General features: G+C 70.4%; 10 protein-coding genes and 1 pseudogene. 9 read left to right on the top strand and 2 right to left on the bottom strand.

Annotated features, from left to right (window positions below; translation table 11 throughout):
* Positions 1-22 precede the first annotated feature (22 nt).
* The 5 genes from AB0M02_RS17220 to AB0M02_RS17200 all read left to right on the top strand — a co-directional run bounded on the left by AB0M02_RS17220 (position 23) and on the right by AB0M02_RS17200 (position 6,786).
* Positions 23-571, top strand: a complete 549-nt coding sequence (locus tag AB0M02_RS17220; protein WP_364227663.1) for a GNAT family N-acetyltransferase — start codon at positions 23-25, stop codon at positions 569-571.
* 91 nt (positions 572-662) lie between these two features.
* The gene (locus AB0M02_RS17215) at positions 663-1,226 is read left to right on the top strand and encodes a sigma-70 family RNA polymerase sigma factor (protein ID WP_364227660.1); all 564 of its coding nucleotides are present in this window, start codon (positions 663-665) and stop codon (positions 1,224-1,226) included.
* Entirely contained in the window at positions 1,223-2,326 is a 1,104-nt protein-coding gene (locus AB0M02_RS17210; RefSeq protein WP_364227657.1) for a CU044_5270 family protein, read from the top strand. The genes AB0M02_RS17215 and AB0M02_RS17210 overlap by 4 nt, the downstream gene beginning before the upstream one ends.
* Before the next feature lie 20 nt (positions 2,327-2,346).
* Entirely contained in the window at positions 2,347-5,667 is a 3,321-nt protein-coding gene (locus AB0M02_RS17205; protein WP_364227654.1) for a S8 family peptidase, read from the top strand.
* Between the two features lie 147 nt (positions 5,668-5,814).
* The gene (locus AB0M02_RS17200) at positions 5,815-6,786 is read left to right on the top strand and encodes a hypothetical protein (protein WP_364227652.1); all 972 of its coding nucleotides are present in this window, start codon (positions 5,815-5,817) and stop codon (positions 6,784-6,786) included.
* A gap of 42 nt (positions 6,787-6,828) precedes the next feature.
* On the opposite strand, the gene AB0M02_RS17195 is transcribed toward AB0M02_RS17200, so the two are convergent.
* Positions 6,829-8,736: a S53 family peptidase gene (locus tag AB0M02_RS17195; RefSeq protein WP_364227649.1), complete on the bottom strand. Its 1,908-nt coding sequence runs from the start codon at positions 8,734-8,736 to the stop codon at positions 6,829-6,831.
* A gap of 400 nt (positions 8,737-9,136) precedes the next feature.
* Between AB0M02_RS17195 and AB0M02_RS17190 the strand changes: the two are divergent.
* The 4 genes and pseudogenes from AB0M02_RS17190 to AB0M02_RS17175 all read left to right on the top strand — a co-directional run.
* Positions 9,137-9,484 (top strand): annotated as a pseudogene (locus AB0M02_RS17190) (hypothetical protein); the annotation flags it as partial.
* Positions 9,485-10,297: 813 nt separating this feature from the next.
* Positions 10,298-10,468, top strand: a complete 171-nt coding sequence (locus AB0M02_RS17185; protein ID WP_364227646.1) for a hypothetical protein — start codon at positions 10,298-10,300, stop codon at positions 10,466-10,468.
* Between the two features lies 1 nt (position 10,469).
* Positions 10,470-11,792, top strand: coding sequence for an N-acetylmuramoyl-L-alanine amidase (locus tag AB0M02_RS17180; RefSeq protein WP_364227643.1), 1,323 nt, complete (start codon positions 10,470-10,472; stop codon positions 11,790-11,792).
* A gap of 9 nt (positions 11,793-11,801) precedes the next feature.
* Entirely contained in the window at positions 11,802-13,913 is a 2,112-nt protein-coding gene (locus tag AB0M02_RS17175; RefSeq protein WP_364227640.1) for a glycoside hydrolase family 27 protein, read from the top strand.
* Positions 13,914-13,968: 55 nt separating this feature from the next.
* Here AB0M02_RS17175 and AB0M02_RS17170 read toward each other — a convergent pair whose 3' ends face one another.
* Positions 13,969-14,145 (bottom strand): hypothetical protein, encoded by a 177-nt coding sequence (locus AB0M02_RS17170; RefSeq protein ID WP_364227637.1) that lies wholly within the window; start codon positions 14,143-14,145, stop codon positions 13,969-13,971.
* Positions 14,146-14,155 lie beyond the last annotated feature (10 nt).

Raw genomic sequence — 14,155 nt, 5'->3', positions numbered from 1 at the left:
GCCGATCCGCCGTGCCCTTACGATGCAGACTGGGCAGGTCGGCTACGGGGAGGATCGGTACGAGATGCGCATCCGTCCCGGCTCGCTGGATGACGTCGCCGCGGTGCTCCGGCTGATGGACGGCGCCGTCGAGTGGCTGGTGTCCCAGGGGCGCACCGGCCAGTGGGGCACCGCACCGATGTCGGGTGACCCGGCGCGGATCGCCCGGTTCACCGCGATGGCCGAGCAGGGCGAGCTGCACATCGCGACGATCGGTGACGAGGTCGTCGGTGTCCTCGGGGTGGGCCCGGCGATGGAGTACGTGCCGGCCGCGGCCGAACCCGAGGTCTACGTGCGGCTGCTGGTCACCGACCGTGCCCGGAAGGGGTCCGAGATTGGCGCACGGCTGCTCGACCACGCCCGCGACATCGCCCGGGAACGGGGCGTCGTCCTGCTGCGGGTCGACTGCTACGCCGGGGCGGACGGCGCGCTCGTCCGCTATTACGAGCGGCAGGGATTCACCGCCGCCGAGACCTTTCAGGTCGGCGAATGGCCGGGTCAGATCCTGGCCGAGCGGCTCGATTCCCGCTAATTTTCAGAAATCTCCTGGAATGCTGTAAGAAACGGCTTTGTCCCGTCATTACCTGGTGAAGGAAAAATTTGACGGGAAGGGCCGAAACCCGGTGCCAGAACCCAGGCCGGACGACTATTTCACCGATCTGTATCAGAAGCATTACCCACAGGTGTATGCGTACGCCGTGACGCGCGCCGGCCGTCAGCTGGCCGATGAGGTCGTCGCCGAGTCGTTCCTCGTGGCGTGGCGGCGGCTGACCGAGTTGCCACCGGCGGCGCCGCTGCCCTGGCTGCTCGCCGTCGCCCGCAACGTGGTGAGCGAGCGGTTCCGTGCTGAGGAACGCCAACAGGCGGTCGCGGCCGAGATGCGTGCGTGGATCTCCGACGAGGCACTCATTGTGGACGACGTGGCCGACGGCGTGGCCGAACGGGCCGATGTGCTCACCGCGCTCGGCACGCTCTCCGACGACGATCGTGAGCTGCTGACCCTGGTGGCCTGGCACGGGCTGACACCACGGGAGGCGGGTCGGGTCCTCGGCTGTTCTCCCGCGGCCTATTACGTACGCCTGCATCGCGCTCGTCGTCATCTGGCGCAAGCCATCGTCGCCGTGGCCGCGGTGAGCGGCTCTTTTCCCGCCGATGCCCAGCCCACCGCGAAGGAAGCGAGCCGATGATCCGTCCCCACGATGTCCTCGACCTTCTCGCCCGCACCCGGCCCGCGCGCCTGGACCCACCGGGTCAGGGCGACCCCCGGTCCATCGCGGCCGGTCTGGTCCTCGGCGAACCCGGGCCCTTCCGCGTCCGGCACGCGCGGCGAACGGTGCTGATGTCGGCGGGAGGCGCTGCCGTGGCGGTGACCGCCGTCGCGGCCGGTGTCGCCGTCACCCGGCGAGGCCCGACGCCCGTCCCGCAGCCCACCTCCCTGCCCATGCTGCCGTCCCTGACCGCGAGCGGGGTGCTGCTCGCCGCCGCCGACCGCAACGCCGCGACCCCGGTGCCACGCGGCCGCTACCTGGTTCTCCGCACGGAGTCCGGCTTCGCCGCGAGCGTGAAGGCCGGCACCCGCGCGTACACGATGTTCGGCCGGACCCTCAGCGAGTACTGGGTGGCCCAGTCGGCCGAGGACCGGAGCTGGGCCATGTCGCAGTCGCTCGCGGCGGTGCCGGTCACCCCCGCCGACATGGCCGCGTGGCAGCGCGCCGGATCTCCGCCGGTCGTCAAGGCGATCCGGCCGAAGCCGGTCGAACTGGCGACGGTTGCGGGGAAGACAGAGGGCAGCGAGGCGCTGGTCGGGATCGGTGATCGCACGCTCACCATCGAGCAGCTCGGCGAGGTCCCCACCGAGCCGGCCGCCCTGCGCGCGTTGTTGCTGGCCGACCACCCTGGTGACGGCTCGGCCGTCGAACCCGACCAGTGGCTGTTCCATGCCGGCTCCCTGCTGCTGGGGACGCCCGTCAGCAACGCTGTCCGTGCAGCCGCGTTCCGCCTGCTCGCGGGCCTGCCCGGCGTGCGCTCACTGGGAGCCCTGCGCGACCTCGACGGGCGGACCGGTCAGGCGATCACCTTTCGCTCGGACAGCGCGGTGCGGGGCGTCTTCGAGTACCGCCTGTTCATCTCGCCGAAGTCCGGCCAGGCGGTGAGCCGGGAGGAACGCGCCATCCGTCCACGCGGCGACTGGTCGTGGCTACGTCCCGGCGCGATCGTCACCTACTCCCTGGTCCTGACGTCGACGGCAACCGACGAGAACCCGCCGCAGCCCGACGTTGTCGGCTGAACCCACGAGAGGACGAATCCTTGCGAAAGTATCTGCCGACCGCGGTTGCGGTTGTCCTGATATCCGGCCTCGGAGTGCCGGCGGCATCGGGAGTCGCGGCCGCAGCCCCGACACCCGCGCCGGCGGCCGGCCCGGGGACCGCTGTCACCCTGGTCACCGGCGACCGGGTGGAGCTGATCGGTGATCGGCCGGAGATCATTCCGGCTGCCGGGCGTGCCTCGATGCCGTTCCGGGTCAGCCGGGACAAGGGACGGCTGCGAGTGGTCCCGGGCGACGCCGCCGCGCTGATCGCGGCCGGTCGGCTGGACCCGCGTCTCTTCGACGTGACGGGCCTGCTGGAACAGCGCCAGGACGACGAGTCGCGGGCGGACGTGCCGCTGATCCTTCAGTACCGGGACGGTGCGCCGAGGACCGCCGTCGCCGGTGCGCGCACGGTCCGGCCGCTGGTCGCCGTCAACGGTGAGTCGGTGACGGTGGCGAAGAAGAACACACCGGACTGGTGGCGCGAGGTCACCGAGGTCGGCGCACTGGACAAGATCTGGCTCAACGGCCAGCGGCGGCTGACACTGGACCGCAGCGCGGCACAGATCGGCGCCCCGGCCGCGTGGCAGGCCGGCCTGACCGGTCGCGGCGTGCGGATCGCGGTCCTCGACACCGGCATCGACGCGGCCCATCCGGACCTGGCCGGCAAGGTGGCGACCGCCGCCAACTTCACCTCGGAACCGGCCGGGGACCAGTACGGGCACGGTACGCACGTCGCGTCGATCGCGGCCGGGGGTGCGGCGGCCGGCACCCGATACCGGGGGGTCGCGCCGGATGCGAGCCTGCTGGACGCCAAGATCTGCGACGCGACCGGGACGTGCTGGGAGGACGCCATCCTCGCCGGCATGCAGTGGGCCGCGGACCAGAAGGCCCAGGTCGCCAACCTCAGCGTCGGCGGCTGGGACAGTCCCGGTCTCGACCCGATGGAGCAGGCAGTGAACACACTGTCCGAGCAGTACGGGATGTTGTTCGTGGTCGCGGCCGGAAACGCCGGACCGTACGAGTCGACCGTCAACTCGCCCGGCAGCGCCGAGGCCGCGCTCGCCGTGGCCTCCGTGGACCGGGACGACGTGACTGCCAGGTCCTCCAGTCGGGGCCCGCGTATCGGCGACGGCGGGCTCAAACCCGACATCGCCGCGCCCGGTGTGGGCATCGTCGCCGCGCGGGCCGCCGGCACCGAGATCGGTGATGTCGTGGACGACCACCACGTCGCGGTGTCCGGCACCTCGATGGCCACCCCGCATGTGGCCGGTGCCGCCGCGCTGCTGCTCCAGCAGCATCCGTCATGGACGAACGAGCAGGTCAAGGCCACTCTCATGAGCTCGGCCCGGATCGTCGACGGTGCTGGTGTGTTCGACCAGGGCGCGGGCCGCGCTGACGTCGCCGCGGCGATCACCCAGTCCGTCACCGCTGCGCCGGCGAGCGTGGCGTTCGGCATCGCGCGCTGGCCGCACCAGGACGGCGCCGTGGTGGCCAAGACGGTGACCTACCGCAACACCGGATCGGCAGCCGTGTCGCTTGACCTCACGCTGCCCGGGTCCGGCCGGGTGTTCGCGGTGAGCCCGTCCCGGGTGGTGGTGCCGGCCGGTGGCGCCGCGCAGGTGAGGGTCACCGCCGCCACCGGGGACGCGCAGGTCCAACCGGGCCGGCACACGGCCCGGCTGGTCGCGACCGGTGCGGGCATGACGGTGTCTACACCAATGGCGGTCGAGAAGGAGGACGAGCGTTACGACGTCGAGATCACGCGCATCGGCCGCGGCGGCGGTGCGCCCGGGGAATACCTCACCTGGCTCGACCAGGTCGGCGGCGACTGTGGGGACATCGCGTTCTGCGGTGGTGTCACGTCCGGTTCCGAGTCGAAATCGACGCTGCGGATGCCGCCCGGGAAGTACACGCTGGCGGATTTCAGCACCCCCGAGGGGACAACAGGCCTGAACGTGATGATGCAGTTCGTGGTCGACGTCAGCCGCGACACAGCGCTGACGGTGGACGCGCGGCGGGCCGAGCCCGTCGAACTGACCGCGCCGCACGCTTCGGCCAGGATGACGAGCCGGGGCCTCACCGTGGCGCGCGATGTCCAGCGGCCGGAGGGTGTGCTCTTCTACACCGTGAGCGGCGACGGCAGCACGCCGCTGTACACCGCGGACCTCGGTGGCGAGCAGGCCGGCAAGGACAACGTGTTCAGCATCGTGACCGCCCAGTTCGCCGAGCCGGGACCAGCCGGGGACTTCCTCGCCAGCCCTTACGAATACAACCTGGCCAAGGGCGTCTTCGGTGAGCTGTTCACCGGCTTGCGGCTGCAGCCCCGCCAGGAGGACTTCGCCGCGGTCGAAACCCAGTACTCGGCCAGTGGCGAAGGGCGGGAGTTCCGCGCCGGTCATTACGGTCAACCGACCAGCGGCCGGCCGGAGCTGATCAACTACGTCTCTGGGCCGGGTCCCCGAACAGCGGCTGCACCGTTGCCGCTCCGTCGCCGTGAGTATCTGCTCGCGAGCGGCCTGAAGTGGACGTCGGGTATGGAGCAGGGCGATGTGGAAACCGGAGACTTCGACTTCGTGCTCCGGGAGGTCGAGCCGCAGGTCTATCAGGCGGGCCGGGTCTACGGGCGGACCTGGGGCCGGGGTGTGTTCGGGCCACAGTTCGCCGCGCCGCACAACCTCGGCGGCTACCGTCTCGTCGGAGCCACGACGAGGCAGGGTGACCGGCTGATCGCGGCGTTCGGCCACTTCGTCGACTCGGCACCGGGGCACGGCTGGGGCGTTACGAAGCAGGTGGACGGCAGCCAGCGTCTTTACCGGGACGGTCGGCTGATCGAGGAAGTGCCGTTCGTCGGCCGGCTGGAGGTGGACCTGCCGCCGGAGCCCGCGACCTACCGGCTGGAGGCGACGGTGGAAAAGCCGGGGCTCCAGGTCTCGCCCAGGGTCAGCACGGCATGGACCTTCCGGTCCGGCCGGGTGGACGACGGCCAGGCGGTCGCTCTGCCGCTGCTCAGCGTGAGGTACACGCCGCAGCTGGACGAGTACAACCGGGCCCGGCCCGGGGCCGGCTTCCGCGTCCCGGTCGAGCTCTACCGGCAGCCGACCGCCGGAACCGCACAGATCGCGACGCTTGCCGTCGAGTTCTCCCACGACGACGGCGGCACGTGGCACCGGGCGCCGCTGGCACGGTCCGGCGAGCGGTGGCTGGCGACCGTGGACAACCCGGCGGGCGGCGCGGTGTCCCTGCGCGTCACCGCGACGGACACGGACGGCAACAAGATCGAGCAGACCACCGTACGCGGGTATCGCGTCGCCGACTGAGGGAGCAGCGAGGCGGGCGCGGGCTTCCTGGCGAAGCCCGCGCCCGTCGCCGTTCGACAGGAGGAAGACATCACGGTGCAAGCGCCGCGCCATAGCGTCAGACCGTTCCGGAAGTACCGCAGCGCGGGGGAAGCAATGAGTCGTTCGATGAGTTCGGTGGATCTCGGCCCGGGGGCGGATCCCGTCGGCGGGGCTTCACGCCGTTACCGCGTGCTCGCGCTGCCTCCGGGACTGCGCCACGGCACCGTCGACGCCGTGGACCCGTCCGGCCGGTGGCAGGCCGGGCACGCGCAGGACCGCGACGGTGTGGAGCACCTGGTGCTGTGGGACGACGGTGTGCCCGCCGACCTCGGGACGGTGTATCTCGACCCGGTCGCCATCAATCGCGACGGCATGATGGTCGGCGGCTTCTCCTGGAGATACCACCGCGGCGAGTTCCGGACGCTGGCACCGGTCCCGGGCGGGCATTCGACAGTGGCGGCGGTCAACGACGGGGGAGTTGCCGCGGGTTCCTCCTCCCGCACCGGCGCCCGTCTCGACGTCCCGGTGCTCTGGGAGGGCGCCAACGGGCCGGCAGTGTTGCCGCTCGGGCCGGACGACAACTGGGGATCGGTCGCCGGCATCAGCGGCGACGGGACCGTGGCCGGGGAGGCCGGTCACGGCGCGCACAACGTCGCGGACCTGTCCAGCCGCCCGGTGGTCTGGCACCCGTCCGGCCGGATCGCCGATCTCGCGCTGCCCGCCGACACGTCGCCGGGAGCGACGCTTCGCCTGCTCGGCATCCACGACGGCGTGATCACCGCGAACCAGAAGACCGGTCGCCGCGAACGTGTCCTGCAGTGGCCCCACCCGGCAGGGGTGCCCGTCGTCGTCGCCGAGGGCCACGCCGCCGCGGTGTCCGGCACCGGCGCGATCGTGGTGTACCTCAAACACAGCGGCGGTGACCGTTCCGCCTGGCTCCTGCACGGCGAATCCCTGATCCGGCTGAGGGACTCCACCGACCCGCTCCGCCCCGCCATCGTCACCGGCGTCACCGACACCGGCGACGCGTACGGCTGGGCCCACGACGACAACCGCGGAACCTCGACGATGCCGGTCGTCTGGCGCCGGGACAGCTGACGGGTGGTGCCCCGGGGTGCCACCCGTCAGCTGTCCGGTGGTTCAGCGAGTGCGTTCCGGGTCCGGCTCCAGGGCCATGAAGTACGGGCTGCGCGGTGAGCCCAGCCCGGTCATGTCGTCGTAACCGGGCCCGGTTGCGGTGCTCTGCGGGTACCCGATGGTCCGCAGGGTGTAGTTCACCCCGTCGCTGTCGTCGTTCCAGTTCACGTAGTCGCTGCGTACCTGGGCGCGGACCGTGGTGTCGGCGATGTCGACCAGGTCGGTGCGGCCCGCGAACTGGTACAGCAGCGGGTTCACGAAGCCGTGGTGCCGCCGGGCGTGCTGGTCGGCGAGCGCCATCATGCCGGCGAACAGCGGCGACGCGAGGCTGGTGCCGGCGGTGCGGTACTCGCCGTAGCGCACGCCGTCCGGGAACGTCTGGGTGTGCCCGATCAGCATCCCGGTGTTCGGGTCACCCAGCATCGCGACGTCCGGCACGGCCCGCTTGCGGCCGCCGTTGCGGGTCGCGATCCGGTCCGGCACCTTGCCGGCCTGGTAGTCGGGCTGGGCGAACACTCGGCTGGTGCCACCGCCACCGCCGTTGTTGAAGTTGCCCGGAGGCGCCGGGCTCCACGCGCCCCCGTTCAGGCCGGCCCGCCCGGTGGCCCAGCCGGTCTCGAACAGGCGCTCGTCCCGCGCTCCGATGCCCAGCGAGGTTCCGCCGACCGCGGTGACCAGCGGGTCCGAGGCCGGGTGCGCGGTGACCGGCTTGCCGTCGTTGCTGACGGTCGAACCGTCGCCGCTGTTGGCGGCCGAGAAGTAGACGCCGATACCGGTCGCGGCGGCCTGCAGCAGGGTGCCACGGTACGCGTCGAACAGCGCCGCGTTGTTGCGCTCGTCGTCGACACCCCACGAGTTGGTGACGATGTCGGCCAGGTGGCCGTCGACGACCTTGTTGACCGCGATGTACTGGTCCCGGTCGTCACAGCTGGCCGCGGTGACCATGGTGATGTTCGCGCCGGGCGCAATGGTGTGCACGGCGTCGACGTCGAGCGACTCCTCCGACCACCAGAGCGCCTCCCAGCACTCCTCGCCGCTGTGATAGCCCTCCTCGGGCTCCACGACCTTGAACTGTCCCGGCTTCATCGCGGGCAGCCCGTGCCGGGCGCTGTAGGTGTCCAGGTCGGCGAGCAGCGTCGGTGAGAGGTACGACGCGACGACCGCCACCGTCACGCCACGCCCGTCGAGACCGGACGCGTGGGCCTGACGTACCCCGTACGCGCTCTGGATCTGCTTCGGCGTGTAGCCGCACGGCGCCCAGGGTGCCTGCTTGCCGAACGCCGGTGGTTTTGTCGTGTCGGTCAGCTGGCCGTAATACGCCGAGCACGGCCGCCCGGTGACCTCGCTCTCGAGTGGCGGTGTCTGCAGCTCACCCTGGAAGGTTTTGGTACGGACCGGCCGGTCGGAGAGTCCCAGCACCCCGGTGACCGTGTCGCGCAGGTCCTCCGGGACGGTCACAGCGCCCGCCGGTCCGCGGCCGTCGGCGGCGGACACCCGCAGGTCCGTGCCGAACGCCCGCTCGGCCGCCGCGACCGTGCCGGTGGTACGGACGTACCGCCGGTTCGCCGGAATCTCCTGGATGGACAGACCGCTGCCGGTCAGCCAGTCGCGGACCTCGCCGAGTTCCCGGTCGGTGGTGGCGTAGCGCTGCTGGAACTGTTCCTTCGTGAGGTACTTGCCGTACCGGGCGTGGCGCGGGTCGCTGACCTGGGCGACGAACCGCTCCAGTTCGGCGGTGTCGCGCGTGCCGAGGAACACGTCGACGGTCAGTCGCTGCCCCGGCGTTGCGTCCGTGGTCGAACCGGTGACCGGCCGGTCGGACCGGATCGCGGCCCGGCCGGGCTCCGCGGCGGAGGCCGGTAGGCCGGTCGCGATCGGCCCGAGGGCGACGGCCAGGACTGCGGCCGTCATTGCTCTTCTGCGGTGGCGCATGGTGTCCCTTCAACGAACGAGAAACGTCGATATCGACGCGCCGCCAGTCGAACAACGGGGCACTGCACACGGCTTTCACGTCACTGACACGGCGCGAAAAGGTGGTCTCCCGCGCCGATATTGGCGGTAATCCCGCCGGTCCCGGCGAATCGTATTGATGTCACTCGGCCTCCCGGCGATTCTCTCCTCGCCGCAGACGTGGGCCGGAGGCCACCCCGTATGCCTTCGGCCCACCCCTTTCTCATGGAGGCAATCAGTGATGCGCCGACTATTCGTGCGCCCGGCGATCCTGGCGGCGTTCTTCGCCGTGGTCGCCGTCCCCGCTACCCGGGCCGAGGCCGACCCGGCGATAGCCGAGTGCTCCAGCGTCCCCGCCAACCGGGACATCGCGGTGACCCGCGAGGTCTACCGGACCGGTAAGGACCTGAACGTGTCTGACCGGGTGATGCTCTCCGGCTTCGAGGCCGGCTGGGTGGAGTCCCGGATGAACAACCTGAACTGTGGGGACAAGGACTCGCTCGGCGTCTTCCAGCAGCGTCCCAGCCAGGGCTGGGGCACCCCGGAACAGATCATGAACGTGCGGTACGCCGCCACGAAGTACTTCAACGGTGCCATCGCTGCCGAGCGGGCCAATCCGCAGGCGAGCGCCGGCCAGATCGCCCAGGCGGTGCAGCGATCGTGCTGCCCGAGCCGGTACGACGAGGCCGAGTCGGTCGCCCGGCGGCTGCTCGCCGAGGTCAGTCAGCCGCCGGTGGAGCGGTTCGCCTTCGTCAACTCCGAGGGGATCGTGGTCGCCAAGGACGGCCGCAACTCGTCGTGGATCACGCTTAACAGCGGCGGCGCGAGCAAGGTCGTGCTCGACGGGAACCGGATCGGCTGGCTGGAGAACGGCACTTTCTATCTCAAGGAGCATCTGTACGACACCTGGCGCACGATGCGAGCCGGTGACGTCGCCGAGTTCGCCGTCAGCGGTGACCGCTTCGCCTACATCGACACGTCGGGCCGGCTGTTCGCCAAGAACGGCCGCGACGGCGTCTGGAAGCAGATGAACGGCGGCGGCCGCGCCACCAAGGTCGTGCTCGACGCGAACTGGCTGGGCTGGCTGGAGGACGGGCGGTTCTGGGTCAAGGACGGCCTCGACTCGTCGTGGCGGGACATGGCCGGGACCGACATCCGCGACATCGCGATCAGCGGTAACCGGTTCGCCTATATCAACAGCACCGGCCGGCTGACCGCCAAGGACGGCGTGGACTCGCCGGACTGGCGGCAGATCAACGACCGCGGTGCGGTGAGCGTCGTCCTGGACGACAACTGGCTCGGCTGGCTCGAGGGCGGCCGGTTCTACGTCAAGGAGGGCCTGTACAGCAGCTGGCGCGCGATGAGCGACGGCGTCAGCGCGATCACCGTGGGTTCGCCGGACTGGTTCGGCTACCTCAGTGACGGCAACTTCCGGGCCAAGCAGGGCCCGGACACATCGTTCTTCGACCTGGCGCCCGGCGGCCAGGTCCGGCACATCGCCATCAACCGATAGGGAGTTCCGTTGTCCGAACCGTCACGTCATCTGCGCCGCCGTGCCGTGCTGCGAACGATCCCGGTCGTGGCCGGCGCGGTAGGGGGCCTGCTGATCGCCGCCCGCCAGGCCAAGGCCGCCCCGCAGGCCACGAGGGCACCGGAGTGTCTTGCTGACCTCGTCGAGCAGGGGCTGGTCTGAGATGCCGATCAACTGGCTGGCCGATGTGTTGCGCGACGCCGGAGTCCGGGTCGTCGAGGAGGGCAACTGGCGCGGCCGGGGCGTCTCCGGCGCGTTCGACCCGCGCGGGGTGCTGTGGCATCACACCGTCGGAACCTCCAGCGCCACCAACCCCGCGCCCGCGCTGGGAACTGTCATCAACGGCCGGCCCACGTTGCAGGGCCCGCTGTGCCACGCGCTGGTGGACTACCACGGCGTCTTTCATCTCATCTCGGCCAACCGTACGAACCACGCCGGGCCCACCCGGGCGAGCGGGCCGATCCCGGCGGGCGACGGCAACACCATGCTGGTCGGCTGGGAGATCGACTATCAGGGTGTGCATCAGGCGATCACGGGTGAGCAGTACCGCGAGTCGGTGATCGCGACCGCCGCGGTGCTGCGGGTGCTGGGCCGCGACGCCAGTTATGCCCGCGGGCACCGGGAGACCAGCGTCGAGGGCAAGATCGACCCCGGTCATGTCGACCTGGACCGGATGCGCGCCGACGTCGCCGAGCGATTGAAACAGCCCGGTGAGCGGTTCGCGGTGGTCGGCGAGAAGGGCCGGCTTTACGCCAAGGACAGCAGGGACGGGACCTGGCTCGCCATCAACTCCGGCGGCGCCGGCCTGGTCCGTGCCGACGGCAACTGGCTGGTGTGGAGCGAGGGCGACAAGTGGTTCGCCAAGTACGGCCTCTACGACTCGTGGCGCACGATGGGCGACGACGGGGTCCGTGACCTTGCTGTCGACGGCATGCGTTTCGCGTACGTGAACAGCGCCGGCGTGGTCAAGGTCAAGGACGGCCCGGACGCGGCGTGGCAGGGCCTCAATACCGGCGGTGCCACGAAGGTCGTCCTGGACCGGGTGTACAACCGGATCGGCTGGCTGGAGAACGGCGCCTTCTACCTCAAGGAGGGCATCTTCGACAGCTGGCGGACCATGGCGAAGTCCGGCGTACGCGACATCGCCATCGCCGGTGATCGCTTCGCCTACGTCGACACCGACGGCCGGGTGTTCGCCAAGGACGGCCGGGACTCGTCGTGGACACAGCTCAACTCCTCCGGCGCGGCGAAGGTCGTGCTGATGCGCAACTGGATCGGCTGGCTGGAGGGCGGCACCTTCTACGTCAAGGAGGGCCTGTACAGCAGCTGGCGCACGATGGCGACCGGTGTCTCGGACATCGTGGCCGGCGCGCCGGACTGGTTCGGCTTCGTCAAGAACGGTGACTTCTTCGCCAAGAAGGGCCCGGACTCCGGCTTTGTCCAGCTGGCCGGCTCGCAGATCACTGCGGCCGCCATCCGGAGCTGAAAGGAACACGTGCGTTACGTCAGACGGCTTCTCGCCGTACTCCTGGCGGTTGTTGTGTCTCCCGTCGCGGTCGCCGAACCGGCGGCCGCGATGGACAACGGCCTGGCCAGAACCCCGCCCATGGGATTCAACAACTGGAACGCCACCGGATGCCTGTACGACTTCGACCACAAATTCGTCCGGTCCATGGCCGATCTCATCGTCAGCCGGGGTCTCAAGGACCTCGGCTACGAATACGTCAACATCGACGACTGCTGGGCCGCTCGCGAACGGGACTCCGACGGCCGGCTTCAGCCCGACAGGGACCGCTTCCCGGACGGCATCAAGCCTATTGTGGACTACGTCCACTCCAAGGGGCTGAAGTTCGGCATCTACAGCAGCGCCGGCACCTGGACCTGCCAGACGGCCGAAACCGGCCCGTGGCAGGGGCAGCCGGGATCGCTCGGCCACGAGCGGGTGGACGCGGAACTCTTCGCCTCCTGGGGCGTCGACTACCTCAAGTACGACAACTGCGGTGCCCCGCCGAACGTGTCCGCGCGGGTGCGTTACGAGGCGATGCGCGACGCGCTGCGAGCGACCGGCCGCAACATCCTCCTGGCCCTGTGCAACTGGGGTGAGGAGCGGGTGTGGGAGTGGGGCGCCGGGTACGGCAACATGTGGCGCACCACCCACGACATCTACGACAAGTGGGACTCGCTGCTCGGCATCATCAAGCACAACCGCTACCTCGGCGGCCACGCCCGGCCGGGTGCCTGGAACGACCCGGACATGCTCCAGGTCGGCAACGGCGGGATGACCGACACCGAGTACCGCACGCACTTCACCACCTGGGCGATGATGGCGGCGCCGCTGATGATCGGCACCGACCTTCGGGACGCCTCCGAGGAGACCTGGGCGATCCTCAAGAACCGGGACCTGATCGACGTCAACCAGGACCCGCTCGGTGTGCAGGCGTCGGTCCATCACCCGGGCAGCTACCAGACGGTGTTCGTGAAGCCGCTGGCCGGTGGCGATGTCGCGGTGGCGCTGTTCAACGAGGCGGACGCGCCGGCGGTGATCAGCACGTCGGTGGAGCGGTCCGGTTACGGCGGCGCCTCGGCGTACTGGCTCAAGGATCTGTGGTCCAAGGAGATCCGCTCGACCACCGGTGAGATCAGCGCGACGGTGCCGGCGCACGGCACCGTGGTCTATCGGGTCACCCGGGCCGCACGCATCGGTGTGCTGGCCGGTGGTGACCTGGTCGTCAAGCAGGGCAGCCTGTCCGGCGGGTGGCCCGACGCGCCGAGGAGCGGCGACGTCTCCGACTTCCGGATGGACGGCGACCGGATCGCGGTGCTCAACTGCCAGGGCGAGTTGTGGATCAGGAACGGTGACCCGGACGGCCCGTGGAACGACCGGCCGGTGGCCCGCAACGTCGCCTCCGTCCAACTGCATCGGGGCCGGGTCGGTTACCTGACCAGGGACGGTGTCCTGTACGCCGGCGACGTCACACCCGTGGTGCAGAAGCGTGACGTGGTCGCGTTCGACATGTCCGGCGACCGGATCGGTGCGCTGACCCGCGACGGCGTGCTGCACGTCAAGGAGGGCGGTGTCACCGGGGCCTGGCCGGATCCGCAGGAGAGCGCCGTGGCGGCGTTCGATCTGGAGGGCGACCGGATCGGGGTGCTGCGGGCCAACCGGATGCTCAGGGTCAAGCAGGGTGCCCTGAACGCGGTCTGGGGCGACCCGCAGACGGCTGACCCGGTCGCGGAGTTCCAGCTGTCCGGCACCAGGATCGGTGTGCGGACGACCGGCGGTGTCCTGCGGGTGAAGGACGGGGCGCTCAACGCGGTGTGGGGCGGTGACCAGGCCGGCGATGTGCGGTCGTTCGAGCTGTCCGGCAACCGGATCGGCGTGCTCCAGAACTCCGGCCGGTTGTGGGTCAAGGCCGGCGGGACGGCTGCGAGCTGGGGTGATCCGCAGAAGGAGGGCGTGCGGTCGTTCGATCTGCAGGGCGACCGGATCGGCGCGCTGACCACCGACGGGACTCTCCACGTCAAAGAGGGCCCGACGAACGCGGGCTGGGCGCAGCCGATGCCCGCGGGGTCACCGGTGACCGGGTTCCAGCTGCACAGCTGGTAGGTCGAGAAACAGAAAGACCGTGCGGGCCGGGGCATGACGCCCCGGCCCGCCGGTGTCACCACTCCCGGTTGTCCAACTGCTCCGCGGTGATGCGAACCGAGTCCGTGGTGTCAGTGATGCGCACGGAGTCCGTGCCGTCGGCCGAGGCCGGGCCACCGCCGGCGAGGACGATGCCGGTGGCCGCGGCAACGGCCAGGAACACGCCGGCGACGAGGCGAGAGACGGGTTTCATGATGCTCCTT

Source organism: Actinoplanes sp. NPDC051861 (assembly GCF_040681145.1).
Lineage (GTDB): Bacteria > Actinomycetota > Actinomycetes > Mycobacteriales > Micromonosporaceae > Actinoplanes.
The sequence above is the reverse complement of the archived record's forward strand: the minus strand, read 5'-3'. Positions and strand labels throughout refer to the sequence as shown.